The sequence below is a fragment of the Enterococcus dispar ATCC 51266 genome, from assembly GCF_000406945.1.
In the GTDB taxonomy this organism is placed as follows: domain Bacteria; phylum Bacillota; class Bacilli; order Lactobacillales; family Enterococcaceae; genus Enterococcus_C; species Enterococcus_C dispar.
In genome coordinates, this window is sequence record NZ_KE136354.1 from 1,304,086 (window position 1) to 1,318,862 (window position 14,777).

The window sequence follows — 14,777 nt, forward strand, 5'->3', positions numbered from 1 at the left end:
TCAAATACCTGTTGCAATTTTCATTTAACTATTTTAACAATTACATTGCTACTTGAGACACGTCAAGACAGCAATAAATGAATACCCAATTCATCTGCAATAAGGCCTCAGTTTCTATTCTAATTACCATTGGCCCATTTTTGAGAAAAATCAAAAAACTCGCCAACATCATGTCAAAATTAAAAAATTGACTGTTGTGTTGACGAGTTAAAGAGATACCAAAAGAGCCCTTAAAAACTTTCATCATGATTTGAATTTAATTCAGTAATTTTGCCGGTAGCAAGATAGACGATCCATTCGCAGATATTCGTGACATAATCACCAATTCGCTCTAAATATTGCGCAACGGACAAGTAATCTGTCCCACTAATAACCGTTTCGGGATTTTCTTTCATACTAATAATAGTTTTTTCATAAATAGAAGAATAGTAGTCGTTAATTCGCTGATCCATTTGCGCAATCATCCGGGCATCTTTTTCATTTGTCTTAACATAGGCTACTAATACATTATCAACCATTTTTTTCACATAATCTGACATATCCGAAATATCTTTTTCAATTTCAGCAATTCGGGTTTCCCCTTTTACACGAATCGTCGATTTAGCGATTGAAACTGCATGATCGGCCATTCTTTCCAAATCAGAACTCGCCTTCATAACAGTAATAATCATACGTAAGTCCGTTGTCACAGGTTGTTGTAAGGCAATCATTTCAAAACTTTTCTTTTCCAGCTTTACTTCCATATCATTAATAGCTTCATCGTTATTAATGACTTCATTGGCCAATTCTTTATCATGTTTGATAAAAGCCCGTACGGATTTATGAACGGCTGAACTGACCATCATTCCCATTTCATAAAATTGGTTATGCAGATTTAATAATTCTTCTTCAAATTGTGTCCGTAACATGTTTTCCCTCCTAGCCAAATCTTCCTGAAATATAATCTTCAGTTTCTTTTTTCTGCGGTTGTAAAAAGATTCTTTTCGTATCATCAAACTCAATTAAATTGCCGTCTAAAAAGAAAGCTGTCTTATCTGAAATTCGCGATGCTTGAGACATATTATGCGTTACCATAATCATTGTATAGTTTTCTTTTAGCTCCAATAGCGTACTTTCAATTTTCCCCGATGAAATCGGATCAAGAGCACTCGTGGGTTCATCGAGCAAAATAATCTCAGGATTAACTGCCAATACCCGGGCGATACATACCCGTTGTTGTTGTCCTCCTGAAAGTGATAACGCGCTGGTATTCAATTTATCTTTTACATCATCCCATACAGAAGCTGCTTTAAGACTTTCTTCAACGACTTGATCAAGTTTTTGTTTATCTTTTTCCCCTTTTAATTTTAACCCATAAATAACGTTTTCGTAAATTGAAAACGGAAAAGGATTGGGTTGTTGGAAAACCATCCCAATTTCTTTACGCAATTCAACTGTATCTTGTTTGGGCGCATAGATATCTTTACCTTTATACATCACATTACCCGTAATTGTGACATTCGGAATTAAATCATTCATCCGGTTTAAAGAACGTAAGTACGTTGATTTACCACAACCAGAAGGACCAATCATGGCGGTAATTTCACCTTTATTGATGGCCAGTGATATTCCTTTTAACGCTTCTTTTTCACCATAATATAAATGTAAATCTTTTGATTGGATGATTACTTCTGACATGTTATTCCTCCATAATCCTAATAAACTTGCAGTTAACCAAAGTGACCAGAAACATAATCTTCGGTGGCTTTAATTTTTGGCCGTGTAAAGATTTTACGCGTTTCATCATATTCGATTGCTTTTCCTAAATAGAAAAATGACGTGTAATCACTAATCCGTGCAGCTTGTTGCATATTGTGGGTCACAATAATGATAGTATAGTTTTCTTTTAAGTTAACCAGTGTTTCTTCTACAGTACCGGTTGAGATTGGATCAAGAGCACTGGCAGGTTCATCTAAGAGTAAAATATCAGGTTTCATGGCAATTGCCCGTGCAATACATAAACGTTGTTGTTGCCCCCCTGATAAAGCCAAGGCACTTTTATGAAGACTATCTTTCACTTGATCCCATAAAGCCGCTTGTTTCAAGCTAGTCTCAACTATTTCATCCAATTTTTTCTTGTTTTTTTCGCCATGGCGTTTTAAAGCAAATGTGATATTTTCATATATCGATTTTGAAAAAGGATTGGGCCGTTGAAAAACCATGCCAATTCGTTTGCGCATCTCATAGACATCGACATTGGCTTGATTGACATCCACCCCTTTATACATAATTTTCCCTGTCACTTTGGTATTAGCAATACCATCATTCATACGATTTAAAGAACGTAAGTAAGTTGATTTACCACAACCAGAAGGGCCAATTAAAGCTGTAATTTTATTTTTTTCAAACTCTAAATCAACACCTTTTATGGCTTCATTTTGGCCATACCAAACATGTAAATCATCTGTATACAAAGCTTTTTCTTGGTTTTTGTTTAAGGTAATAATATGACGATCTTCTAAATTATAAGCACTCATAGCGATTCTCCTTGTTTAAAATGTAAGGAATTTTCTGTCTTGTTGTAAAAGAGTACAACCTTTTATGCAGAAGTCATTTTTTTATATAGACGCTTACCAGCTGCACGGGCGCCAAAGTTAAAGATTAAAACTGCAATAATCAGAACGGCAGAAGCGCCGGCAGAAACCGCCGCACCATCTGGCATTGTACCTTCTGTATTAATTTTCCAAATATGCACTGCCAATGTTTCTGCTTGACGAAAAATACTAATCGGACTTGAAACACTTAATGGATTCCAGTTGGTAAAATCCAAAGCTGGAGCACTTTGGCCGGCAGTATAAATCAAAGCCGCAGCTTCCCCAAAGATACGACCAGAACTTAAAATTACACCAGTCAAAATTCCGGGTGTCGCTTCAGGTACCACAATCCGAGTCACTGTTTCCCAACGCGACAATCCTAATGCCAGGCCTGCCTCTCTTTGCGTATAATGAACTGCTTGTAAAGACTCTTCAACGTTACGCGTTAAAAGTGGCAAGTTAAAAAACGTCAATGCCAAAGCCCCTGATAAGATGGAAAAGCCATATTCAAACTGAATTACAAAAACTAAGAAACCAAATAAACCGACCACAACTGATGGTAGTGAACTTAAAATTTCAATTGAAGTACGAATGACATCTGTTATCCAATTTTTTCTTGCGTACTCAGATAAATAAATACCCGCTCCCAATGAAAGAGGAAAACTAATTAACATTGTAATAAAAAGTAAATAAAAAGAGTTGAACAGTTGAATACCAATCCCACCCCCTACTTGATACGCTTTAGAAGGTTGGGTTAAAAAGCTCCATGAGATGTGTGGCACACCGCGAACTAAAATATACAGAAGTAAGGAAGCTAAAATCAAAACGATGATGCCAGAAATTGCATATAAGATACCTGTTGCGATTTTATCTGCACGTTTTGCATTCATTATTTCAAAGCTCCTTTCTTACCAATTAAACGAATAACAATATTAAAGACTAATGACATTAACAATAGGATTAGTGCTAATGACCATAATACGTTATTTTCTACTGTGCCCATAATAGTATTTCCAATTCCCATCGTCAAAATAGAAGTCAATGTCGAGGCTGGTGTAACCAAACTATTTGGCATTAAAGCAGCATTCCCAATCACCATTTGAATGGCTAATGCTTCGCCAAACGCCCGTGCCATTCCAAAAACAACGGCGGTCAAAATTCCTGGTACAGCTGCTCGCAGTACAACTTTATAAATAGTTTGCCAGCGGGTAGCCCCCAAAGCTAAAGAAGCTTCCCGATAATGTCGGGGCACAGCTTTTAAAGCATCCACCGTCATTGTAGTGACAGTAGGCAAAATCATAATGAATAAGACAAATGTTCCAGCTAAAATCCCAAAACCGGTGCCGCCAAAAACAGAACGAACAGCAGGTACAATAACCGATAGTCCAATAAAACCATACACCACTGAAGGAATTCCGACGAGTAATTCAATAACCGGTTGCAAGATTTTTTGTCCTTGCTTAGGTGAAATTTCAGTCATAAAAACCGCGGCACCAATTGCAAATGGCGTTGCCACAATAGCAGATAAAAAAGTAACGATAAAAGAGCCCGCAATCATCGGCAGTGCTCCAACCATTGGTTTACCATCTGCACCTAATTGACTTGGATTCCATTCTGTTCCAAATAAAAAATCAAATACATTAATTTTGTCCGTGAAAAAAGTAGCCAAACCCTTACTTGCAACAAAATAGAAAATGGATAAAACTACTAACACAATTAGGGCAATACACAAAAAACTAATTATTTTCCCTCGCGTTTCCATTTTGGCCCGCTTCGATTTGGTTAACAAAGCTTTTTTTACATCTTCCAAAAAGAATTCCCCCTTAGTATTTCAAGTGCTGTGCACATTTATTTTTTGTTAGAGGTTTGTGACATACTCCCATACTTTTACAGTTTACCGCGTCAAAGTCAATTTGCTTTTAACTTATTGTAAATTTTGTGTAAACTTTGTAGTTTCGTTTCTTCTGTTGAAAAAAAAATCATAACATTCGTTGATTCTCACACAAAAATGTATCATGGCGTGCCAAAAAATGCATAACTAGCTGAATTTTCGTCTTTTTGAATTGAAAAAAGCATTTTACCTTGATAAGGTAAAATGCTCTTCTTATTAATTAATAACGTTACCTTCCCAGTCCCGTTCGACTTTCATTCCCGAAACTGGAATATAGCCTAATTTTCCGACAATATTTTTTTGAATATCAGCAGATAAAATATAGTCTAAAAAATCACTAGTTAACTTGGTTGGTTTTCCTTTAGTATACATGTGTTCATACGCCCAGATCTTCCAATCATTGGTCGTAACATTTTCATCTGTTGGCAGTACACCATCAATTTTTAACGTTGCTACCGCTTTACTCACATAAGAAAAGGCAACATAACTGATAGCTCCAGGAGTATCCGCCACAATTTGACGTACCATCCCACTAGAGTCTTGTTCTTGCGCACGAATAGCAGTCTTGCCATCCAACACCCATTTCTCAAAAGTTCCTCGCGTCCCACTGCCAGCAGCACGATTCAAAATGACAATTTCTTGATTTTTGCCTCCAACTTTTTGCCAGTTGGTAATTTTACCCAAAAAGATATCCCGCAATTGGGCCATCGTTAACTCTGTCACACCCACACCCTTGTTAACAATTGGTGTAATACCCACAACGGCAACTTTGTGGTCAACGAGTTGGTCAGCTTTAATTCCCGTCTTTTCTTCAGCAAACAAATCAGAGTTACCAATCTCAACAGCGCCGGATTGGACTTGGCTTAAGCCGGTTCCGCTGCCGCCGCCTTGGACATTAACGAATTTACCCGGATATTTGTTTTGATATTCTTCTGCTACAGTTTCTACTAAAGGTTGTAAAGCTGAAGAACCTACAGCTGTAATCGATTCGCCACGATCAATCCATTTGGCACAGCCCGTTAAACCTAATAATAGACCGCAAGATGCTACAAATAATAATGCTTTTTTCATCATCTGCTCCTTATCATTTCTGCTTTTACAGTTTTCAAATTACTTGAATGATTTCCATACATAGTCCATATTTTAACATTAAGTGACAATGATTTAAAAGAAAAAATACGTTTCAAATTGGGTAAGGATTACAATAATACTATTCAGTTATTTTTTCCTATGCTATACTTGTTTGTGAAAAGTGTCATTTACTATTCAATTTTTTCTTACTTCCCCAAAAGAAGAAATACCCCAAATTGAGTTTTAACATCACTTTTCGCCATTTCGATAGCATTCTCCCCATATGCTAGGAAATGAAAACGAAGACTGGCAAATCGCCAGTCTTTTTTTATAGATAAATAGATTATATAATTTTAGGAAAGAAGAAGGCTGTTATATCAAATTTCTTGGTGCCAAGCTTTAAGAACGAACTCGCTAGGGCAATAAGTTGAAATTTCAAGAAATTTGGAAAAGCAATTTTTTAAAATTCTATCTTATTACTTGAGGTCAAAGAAGTCCGTTTCTTTTTCTTATAATAGTGGCGAAATCAGACGCGCTAAACCTTCTTTAAATTTAATAACCACACTACGCTGGTTATATAATTCTTTTGTAACACGTTTTGATTTTAACGAATCTTGATAAAAAGCTTGGCGGACCTTGGCAGCCATTTTTTCATCATACAACAAAGCGTTAACTTCAAAATCCAAACGAAAAGAACGAACATCAATATTAGCAGATCCCACTGAAACAATACCACCATCGATAATCATAGTTTTAGCATGCATAAATCCATTTTCATAAGTTTCAATTACTGCGCCATATTCCAATAGTTCAGCTGCAAACGAATAGGTTGCCCAATATACAAGCGGATGATCGGGCTTATTCGGAATTTGAATTTGCACGTGAACACCGGATAATAAAGCTAATTTTAAAGCTTCATGAATCGATTCATCGGGAATATAATACGGCGTTTGAATCAAAATTTCTTTTTTTGCCATACCAATCATTTTTAAATAAGTCATTTTGATTTCTTCATATTCCGAGTCGGGACCACTAGTAACAATTTGAATAGGAATTTTACCAGGAGACGTGATGGGAGGAAAATAATCTTCTGCAAAAAGCACTTCATTTTTATGCTGTGAATTCCAATCCATTAGAAATCGGTTTTGCAACGAGTAGACAGCAGGGCCAAAAATACGCAGATGGTTATCGCGCCAATAACCAAATTTTTTGATAATCCCCAAATACTCGTCTCCGACATTAAAACCACCTGTGTAGCCAATTTCACCGTCAATCACTACTATTTTACGATGATTGCGATAATTGATACGAGGATTAATGTATGGTACAAAAAGTGGGAAAAATAAAGAAACGTCACCGCCAGCTTCTTTTAATTCACTAAAAAAATTCAGGCTAACTTGAGTAGAACCCCAGGCATCTAATAACACCCGGACCTTCACCCCACGTTTTGCTGCTTTGATTAAAGCATCTCTTACTTCTACACCCAAGTTATCGCTACGATAAATATAATATTGCATATGAATATGATTTTTTGCAGCATCAATATCTTGTATTAAACGATCAAATTTTTTACGTCCATCCGTAAATAACTCCACATCGTTTTCAGTAGTATACAAGGAACGCTCAAATACTGTTAGCATATAAACAATTTGTTTGACATCTACTTGGGCTGTATTCGGATGCGGAAACAAGTTGCGCATCAAAGCTTGGCGTTGCTCTTCAATTTCAACGTTCATCCCGACTTTACCTTGCATTTTCAAATCAAAGATTTTTTCCTTTGAAATTCCCCGCCCGAAGAATATATATAAAATAAAACCTAAAACTGGAATGAACATCAACACTAAAAGCCATGCCCAAGTTTGTGCAGTTTCTTTTCGTTCACGAAAAATGATAATAAAAGACAAAAGCATATTGGCAATTACTAAAATTGTCGACATGTTTTGCATAAGATAATCCAACACCTTTTTTCTCCTTACTTCATTTAAATTCTCCTTATAAAGGATAGCTGACTTAACAAACAAAGTAAAGAACAACACGAGGCTGACTTATTTTGCATGATAAACTACTAATGCTTTGCGCCAAGTTTTTACAGGCTTCATACATCGGCGAAAAGAAAATTTTAAGAGATGATCCCTTAGTTTACTTAAACATTCGTCTTACCATTGAAAACTTTAGAAAACAAAAAAAAACGACTGGCTTTTGCCAATCGTTAAAATACTTTTTTAAACTTTCAAGAAACGGCGCATCGACATTACGGATCCGATAGAGCCAATCACAACACCTACGACAACCATTAAAAGACAAATTTGCCAAGTAAAAGTGTCAGGTGCTAATAAACTATAATTGGAACGCAATAGCGAGGGGTTAACCCAACGATAGACTTGATTATAACCAAACACCATAATTAATACAGGCACGATTGAACCAAGCAAACCAATCCAGCCACCTTCTAAAAAGAAAGGCCAACGAATATAGCCATTTTTAGCACCCACTAAGCGCATGATTTGAATTTCTCTTTGTCGTGATAAAATCGTAATTCGAATCGTATTTGAAATTAAAAACATGGCAACAAAGACTAAAAGAACGGCTGCTGCTAAGCCCCACGTCTTCACTGCATCAGCAATTTTAAAGATACGATCTGAGTTTGTGCCACCGTAATCGGCTCTAAAAACGTTACTCAACTCGCCGGCTTGTTTGGAAATAGTTTTTGTATATTTAGGATTTTCTGCACTAACAACATAAACATCATAAAGAGGATTACTATCTCCTTCAAATTGTTGCCAAGCATCTCCCATTGCATCCTGAATTTTTTTCAATTCATCTGCTTTACTAGAAAAATGAACCCCTTTAACATGATCCAAATCTTCTAATTCTGTCTTTAATTTATCCATATCTGCCTGTTTTGTCCCAATATCAACAAAGACAGATACATCAACATTTTTTTCAATATCTTGTGCTAATTTAGTAGCATTCATAATAACACCCATGAAAATCCCTACTAAGGTTAACGTAATTGTAACTGCACTGACAGACGCAATCGTCATCCAGCCATTACGTTTTAAACTCTTAATACTTTCCAATAAATGGCGGAAAAAAGTTCTAATCATCGTAGCCATATTCTCCTTCCGCTTGGTCGCGAATAATACGACCATTTTCAATAGCAATAACCCGATGTCTAATGGTATTTACAATCGTACTATTATGGGTTGCCATTACAATTGTAGTTCCTTGACCATTAATCCGATCCAATAATTTCATGATTTCCCATGAATTTTCAGGATCTAAGTTACCCGTTGGTTCATCAGCGATCAATACTTTAGGCGTATTCACAATAGCCCGGGCAATTGAAACACGTTGTTGTTCCCCACCGGATAATTCACTTGGGAAAACGCGCACTTTATGTTTTAAACCAACTAAATCTAAAACTTCCATCACGCGTTTTTTTATGTCTCGAGGTTTACGACCGATTACTTGCATAGCATAAGCAACATTTTCGTAAACTGTCTTTTTCGGTAATAATTTGTAATCTTGGAAAACAACGCCAATTTCACGGCGCAATAATGGTATTTCTTTGTTTTTGATTTTTAATAAATCATAACCAGCGACATTTAAAACGCCTTTGGTAGCTTTTTCTTCTCGATACATCAATTTAATAAAGGTTGATTTGCCTGCGCCGGAAGGACCGACCACATACACAAATTCCCCCTGATCAATATCGATGGTGATATTACGGATGGCAGTTGTACCATTAGAGTACTTCTTCATTACATCCTTCATTTCAATCATGGCTATCTCTCCATCTCATTTTTTTCATACCCGCTCATTATACCATGTCAATATTGCAGTAATCTTTCACAAGTTTACATTTTGATTTCATTTAAAAGAAAATTATTGTTCCTCTTGGCGCAACTTCATTTTTAAAAATGCATCAATAAAACCATCTAGGTCCCCATCCATTACAGCTGTAACGTTTCCAGTTTCATAATTACTGCGATGATCTTTGACCATAGAATAAGGATGGAAAACATAAGAACGAATTTGAGAACCCCACCCAATTTCCAAGTGTTCTCCTCTTAGCGCTGCAGCTTCTTGTTCTTTTTTTTCTACTTCCAATTGATATAACTTCGCTTTTAACATCCCCATCGCTTGCTCCCTGTTTTTCAATTGGGAACGTTGCGCTTGGCTGGCTACTACCACCCCGGTAGGAATATGCGTAATGCGGACTGCCGATTCAGTTTTATTAATATGTTGTCCGCCAGCACCACTCGCACGATACGTATCAACTTTTAAATCATCAGAATTAATTGCAATATCAATTGTCTCGTCTAATTCCGGCATTACATCGACAGAGCAAAAAGAAGTATGGCGTCTAGCGTTGGAATCAAACGGTGAAATACGAACTAAACGATGAACGCCACGTTCAGATTTTAAATAACCAAAAGCGTTATGCCCTTTAATTAAAAGGGTTACACTTTTAATGCCCGCTTCATCGCCTGCTTGGTAATCCAAGGTTTCTACTTGATAACCATGTTTTTCTGCCCAACGAGTATACATCCGTAAAAGCATGCTGCCCCAATCTTGGGATTCTGTGCCCCCGGCACCAGGATGCAGTTCCAAAATAGCGTTATTATGGTCATAAGGTTCATCTAATAGTAATGAAAGTTCATATGCCTGCAATTTTTCTTTTAATATAGGTAATCGCGATTCAAGTTCCGCAGTCATTTCTAAATCAGATTCTTCTTCTAACATTTCTACCATCACGGATAATTCTTCTTCTTCTTCTGCCAATTGATTAAATTGGTCATAGGTGGCTTTATTGGCATTGTTTTCATTAATTAATTTTTGCGCATTTTGACTATCATCCCAAAAACCTGGTTCCGCCATTTGATGCTCCGCTTGAGCAATCGCCTCTTCTAATTCATCTAAGTCAAAGAGACCTCCTAAAAGATTGAATTTGTGCTTTCATGGCACTTAACTGTTGTTTCATTTCATTTAATTCCATTAACAATTCCTCCTGTAAAAAAGACCATTTTACTTTTATATCATTATACTATGCCAGCATAATTTATCGTTTCTATCATAACCAAAAGATAAGGCTGGTACAAGTCGCGTACCAGCCTTATTTCATTGCATCTTTAAACTATGCGTTTTTGCCATGGCAATTTTTGTATTTTTTGCCACTCCCGCAAGGACATGGATCATTACGTCCCACTTTTTTTACTTGTTGCGGTTTTTGTGGCTGTACCTCTTCTTGTTCTGCCTGTCCTTGTGCTACTTGTTCTCGTTGGACATTTTGGCGAATCTCAGCTTTCATAAATAGACGAGTAACTTCATATTCAATTGCGCCTACCATATCTTCAAACATCGTATAGCCTTCTGTTTGATATTCTACTAATGGATTATTTTGCCCATAAGCCCGCAATCCAATTGATTGACGTAATTGATCCATTGCATCAATATGATCGGTCCATTTAGAGTCCACCACACGTAAAATGACAACTTTTTCAAATTCAAGTAACTGTTCTTGGCTGTTTAATTGTTCTTTCTTTTGATCAAAGATAACTTGTGCTTTATCCATTAAGAAAGTTTTCATTTCTTCTGGTGTTTTATTTTCCAAATCTGCAACAGAAATACTATCTTCATGCACAATAGCATTGCCAGCAAAGTCAACGATACCATCAAGGTTCCATTGGCTCTTATCTTCAATTTGCGTATGGGCGTCGACGACCCGGCTAATTGTGCGTTTCACCATGTTCATCAAAGTTTGGGATAAATCATTTTCTTCCATGATCACTTCTTGGCGTTGACCATAGATAACTTCTCGTTGTTCCCGCATCACGTCGTCATACTGTAAAACATTTTTACGCGTGTCATAGTTATTACCTTCCACTCGTTTTTGTGCTGACTCAACTTGCTTGGTTAGCATTTTACTTTGAATTACTTGGTCTTCTTCGTCCAAGTTCATCCGCTCCATAAAAGCTTTAATACGTTCAGAACCAAAACGTTTCATCAAGTCGTCTTCTAAGGACAAATAAAATTGTGAAACCCCAGGATCACCTTGACGACCAGAACGACCACGCAACTGGTTATCAATCCGGCGTGATTCATGCCGTTCTGTCCCAATTACAGCCAAGCCGCCCAGTTCAGCAACGCCCAAACCTAATTTAATATCGGTACCACGCCCCGCCATATTGGTAGCGATTGTTACTGCACCTTTTTGGCCGGCGTTTAAAATAATTTCAGCTTCCTTAAAGTGATTTTTGGCATTTAAAACTTCATGCGGCACTTTTTCTTTATCCAACATATTGGACAACAATTCCGAAGTTTCAACTGCAACTGTCCCCACCAAGACAGGCTGTCCTTTGCGATAACGTTCTTTGATGTCTTTTACAACCGCATGAAACTTACTATTTAGATTTGGATATAACAAATCAGCGCGGTCATCCCGTACAACAGGTTGGTTAGTTGGAATTTGGATAACCTGCATGTTGTAGATTTCACGGAATTCTTCTTCTTCTGTTTTAGCCGTACCGGTCATCCCAGCTAATTTTTTATACATCCGGAAATAGTTTTGGAAGGTAATCGTTGCCATTGTTTTTGTTTCATCTTCAATTTCAACGCCTTCTTTTGCTTCAATCGCTTGATGCAAGCCATCAGAATAACGACGGCCGTCCATAATACGACCAGTAAATTGATCGACGATTAAAACTTTTCCTTCTTGTACTACATAGTCAAAGTCGCGAATCATAATATAGTTTGCGCGTAACGCATTATCCAAGTGGTGGGTTAAAGCCGTATTTTCAATATCATACAGATTTTTTAACCCAAAGTTTTCTTCTGCTTTTTCAATCCCAGCTTCAGTTAACCCAATCGTCTTGGATTGAATATCGATTTTATAATCTTCCTCTTCTTTTAAACGTTTAATAAAATTGTCTGCCCGCGTGTAAAGAGCAGTTGATTTTTCCGCCTGTCCAGAAATGATTAATGGTGTTCTGGCTTCATCCACTAAAATCGAGTCCACTTCATCGACAACGGCATAATTCAAAGGACGTTGTACCATTTGATTGCGATAAACAACCATATTGTCCCGCAAATAATCAAAACCTAATTCATTATTCGTCGAATAGGTAATATCGCAAGCATAAGCGACACGTTTTTCTTCAGGTGTTTTAGAGTTGATATTCAAACCAACTGTCATACCTAGAAAATTATACAATTCACCCATTTCTTGTGAGTCACGAGTCGCTAAGTATTCATTGACGGTTACAACATGTACCCCTTCGCCACTTAAGGCATTTAAGTAAACGGGCATTGTGGCAGTCAAAGTTTTCCCTTCACCTGTCCGCATTTCTGAAATATTCCCGTCATGTAAAACAATCCCACCCATTAGTTGGACGTGGTAAGGATATAAACCTAAAACGCGTTTGGCTGCTTCTCGCACCACTGCGAACGCTTCAGGCAAAAGCTGATCAAGGGTTTCCCCTTTTTGATAGCGGGCACGAAATTCATCGGTTTTTTCTTTTAACTGAGCGTCAGATAAAGCGGACATTTGGTCAGCAAATGTTTCCACTTCGTTTGCAATTTTATCCAACCGTTTTAATTCTTTTTTATCATTTTCAATTAACTTTCGTATAAAGTTGGCCATTAGTGAATAATTCCCCTTCTTTGCATCAATTCTCGTTTCAAATTAGAAACTCTCCCGTATATTTTAGCATTAAGTTGAAACAAATGAAATACTTAGCATTAGAAACAAGAAGCTTTACTCTAATTTCATATTTATTCTTTTAAGCTATCTCTTCCACTGTGATCTCAAGATGACGCTATAAGATCCTCATCTAGTTTCACCAGAAGAATATGGAAAGTCTTATTTACTTTCTGATTTTTTCAATGATTATTTAAAAAAAGTAGTAATAGGCATTATAATAAGGAAAAAGGAGAAGATGATCCTATGATTGAAAAGTTTTATACTATTTTAACATTTTGCGGTGTGTGGTTACTCTATATTTTTCCTTTGTATCAAGGGGCGTTAGAACTGACTGAACCCAATCGGCTATTAAAAAAATTTCAAAAAACTGGCGACCATTATCCAAAAATATCTCCTTGGTATTGGCTAATACCACCATTAAAGATTCAAAAAGAAAAAAATCGCGGTATTAAAATTTTACGTCATAATATCAAAAATGAAAAAGAAATGGACCGGCTTTATCGTTATTTCAATAAAGCAGTTGCTTGGTATTATATCGCTATTGCTGGTGTACTAAATGGCATCGTGGCAACCCATGAATTTTTTACTGTCTTTTTTCAAAACAAGTATTTTCTTGGCATGATAAGTGTAGACATCTTGCTAATTATAGCGGGCTTTTACCATGTGCACTATCGACTCAAAAATACACGTAAAAAACGGCTGATGAAAAAAATTTTCACCAATGATAAATATCGCGATTTCTAAACCACTTCACATAGACTAACTTCTTTCATAGAAAAAAGAGCGTTCAAAATAAAAAAGCCAGACAGCAACGCTGTCTGGCTAAGACTCTTATTAGTTTGTTTCAATTAAACCATATTTACCATCTTTTCGGCGGTAAACGATGCTTGTGCCGTTGGTTTCGGCATCTTCAAAAATAAAGAAGTTATGACCTAACATATTCATTTGTAAAACAGCTTCTTCGCTATCCATTGGTTTTAAGGATAAGCGTTTTGTCCGAACGATATCTAACGCTGCTTCTGTTTCATCGTCTCCTGCTTCATTGTTAAACAAAACAGCGGCTTCTGCTGTCGGTACTGCTGTTTCGCGTGATTTGCGATTAATTTTTGTCTTGAATTTGCGAATTTGACGTTCTAATTTATCAACGACCAAATCAATACTTGCATATAAATCTGGTGAAGTTTCTTCTGCGCGCAATACCAAATATGGTAGTGGGATTGTCACTTCCACTTTCGCTGTTTTTTCCGTATAGACTTTTAAATTCACATGAGCCGTTGCATCAGGCGCGTCAGTAAAGTAACGCTCTAATTTTCCGACTTTTTTTTCTACATAATCGCGAATAGCTTCGGTAACTTCAATATTTTCTCCGCGTACATTGTATCTAAACATAACAATTGCCCCTTTCGTCTACCACTAAAGAAGGTAAAAGGACCACTCTTTTGCCTTCTTCTTACTATTATTATAGCGAACTCTAACCTATTTGCAAAGTTAAACGCTAACAAATTCATGAATTTCTCAAAACTTTAAAAGGCCTGTA

At 36.8% G+C, this 14,777-nt stretch carries 13 protein-coding genes; 1 reads left to right on the forward strand and 12 read right to left on the reverse strand.

Annotated features, from left to right (window positions below; translation table 11 throughout):
* Positions 1-230: 230 nt before the first annotated feature.
* The 11 genes from phoU to secA form a co-directional block, all read right to left on the reverse strand.
* Complete coding sequence (gene phoU / locus RK01_RS06385; protein WP_016172471.1) at positions 231-908, reverse strand: phosphate signaling complex protein PhoU; 678 nt, start codon at positions 906-908, stop codon at positions 231-233.
* A 10-nt stretch (positions 909-918) separates the two neighbouring features.
* Positions 919-1,677 (reverse strand): phosphate ABC transporter ATP-binding protein PstB, encoded by a 759-nt coding sequence (gene pstB / locus RK01_RS06390; RefSeq protein WP_016172472.1) that lies wholly within the window; start codon positions 1,675-1,677, stop codon positions 919-921.
* A 32-nt stretch (positions 1,678-1,709) separates the two neighbouring features.
* Positions 1,710-2,516, reverse strand: a complete 807-nt coding sequence (gene pstB / locus RK01_RS06395; protein ID WP_016172473.1) for a phosphate ABC transporter ATP-binding protein PstB — start codon at positions 2,514-2,516, stop codon at positions 1,710-1,712.
* Positions 2,517-2,578: 62 nt separating this feature from the next.
* Positions 2,579-3,463 (reverse strand): phosphate ABC transporter permease PstA, encoded by an 885-nt coding sequence (gene pstA, locus RK01_RS06400; protein WP_016172474.1) that lies wholly within the window; start codon positions 3,461-3,463, stop codon positions 2,579-2,581.
* Entirely contained in the window at positions 3,463-4,383 is a 921-nt protein-coding gene (pstC, locus tag RK01_RS06405) for a phosphate ABC transporter permease subunit PstC (RefSeq protein ID WP_016172475.1), read from the reverse strand. Before pstC ends, pstA begins: the two co-directional genes overlap by 1 nt.
* Positions 4,384-4,680: 297 nt before the next feature.
* Positions 4,681-5,535 carry a phosphate ABC transporter substrate-binding protein PstS gene (locus RK01_RS06410; RefSeq protein WP_016172476.1) on the reverse strand — a complete coding sequence of 285 codons (855 nt, stop codon included), beginning with the start codon at positions 5,533-5,535 and terminating at the stop codon, positions 4,681-4,683.
* A 509-nt stretch (positions 5,536-6,044) separates the two neighbouring features.
* Positions 6,045-7,481, reverse strand: a complete 1,437-nt coding sequence (gene cls, locus RK01_RS06415; protein ID WP_211212155.1) for a cardiolipin synthase — start codon at positions 7,479-7,481, stop codon at positions 6,045-6,047.
* 276 nt (positions 7,482-7,757) lie between these two features.
* A complete protein-coding gene (gene ftsX / locus RK01_RS06420) occupies positions 7,758-8,642 on the reverse strand; it encodes a permease-like cell division protein FtsX (protein WP_016172478.1) in 885 nt (294 codons plus the stop codon).
* Positions 8,635-9,321, reverse strand: coding sequence for a cell division ATP-binding protein FtsE (gene ftsE / locus RK01_RS06425; RefSeq protein WP_016172479.1), 687 nt, complete (start codon positions 9,319-9,321; stop codon positions 8,635-8,637). Before ftsE ends, ftsX begins: the two co-directional genes overlap by 8 nt.
* Positions 9,322-9,423: 102 nt before the next feature.
* A protein-coding gene (gene prfB, locus RK01_RS06430; protein ID WP_143139804.1) for a peptide chain release factor 2 occupies positions 9,424-10,537 on the reverse strand; the annotation gives its coding sequence in 2 pieces (ribosomal slippage) (positions 9,424-10,464 and positions 10,466-10,537; 1,113 coding nt in all).
* 138 nt (positions 10,538-10,675) lie between these two features.
* Positions 10,676-13,180, reverse strand: coding sequence for a preprotein translocase subunit SecA (secA, locus tag RK01_RS06435; RefSeq protein ID WP_016172481.1), 2,505 nt, complete (start codon positions 13,178-13,180; stop codon positions 10,676-10,678).
* A 303-nt stretch (positions 13,181-13,483) separates the two neighbouring features.
* On the opposite strand from secA, the gene RK01_RS06440 reads away from it, so the two are divergent.
* Entirely contained in the window at positions 13,484-13,984 is a 501-nt protein-coding gene (locus RK01_RS06440; protein WP_016172482.1) for a hypothetical protein, read from the forward strand.
* A 90-nt stretch (positions 13,985-14,074) separates the two neighbouring features.
* Here the strand turns inward: RK01_RS06440 and hpf are convergent, their stop codons facing one another.
* The gene (gene hpf, locus RK01_RS06445; RefSeq protein ID WP_016172483.1) at positions 14,075-14,629 is read right to left on the reverse strand and encodes a ribosome hibernation-promoting factor, HPF/YfiA family; all 555 of its coding nucleotides are present in this window, start codon (positions 14,627-14,629) and stop codon (positions 14,075-14,077) included.
* Positions 14,630-14,777 lie beyond the last annotated feature (148 nt).

Coding starts and splice junctions, on each gene's coding strand:
- phoU (WP_016172471.1), bottom strand. CDS start 908: ATGTTACGGACACAATTTGAAGAAGAATTATTAAATCTGCATAACCAA.
- pstB (WP_016172472.1), bottom strand. CDS start 1,677: ATGTCAGAAGTAATCATCCAATCAAAAGATTTACATTTATATTATGGT.
- pstB (WP_016172473.1), bottom strand. CDS start 2,516: ATGAGTGCTTATAATTTAGAAGATCGTCATATTATTACCTTAAACAAA.
- pstA (WP_016172474.1), bottom strand. CDS start 3,463: ATGAATGCAAAACGTGCAGATAAAATCGCAACAGGTATCTTATATGCA.
- RK01_RS06410 (WP_016172476.1), bottom strand. CDS start 5,535: ATGAAAAAAGCATTATTATTTGTAGCATCTTGCGGTCTATTATTAGGT.
- cls (WP_211212155.1), bottom strand. CDS start 7,481: ATGCAAAACATGTCGACAATTTTAGTAATTGCCAATATGCTTTTGTCT.
- ftsX (WP_016172478.1), bottom strand. CDS start 8,642: ATGATTAGAACTTTTTTCCGCCATTTATTGGAAAGTATTAAGAGTTTA.
- ftsE (WP_016172479.1), bottom strand. CDS start 9,321: ATGATTGAAATGAAGGATGTAATGAAGAAGTACTCTAATGGTACAACT.
- secA (WP_016172481.1), bottom strand. CDS start 13,180: ATGGCCAACTTTATACGAAAGTTAATTGAAAATGATAAAAAAGAATTA.
- RK01_RS06440 (WP_016172482.1), top strand. CDS start 13,484: ATGATTGAAAAGTTTTATACTATTTTAACATTTTGCGGTGTGTGGTTA.
- hpf (WP_016172483.1), bottom strand. CDS start 14,629: ATGTTTAGATACAATGTACGCGGAGAAAATATTGAAGTTACCGAAGCT.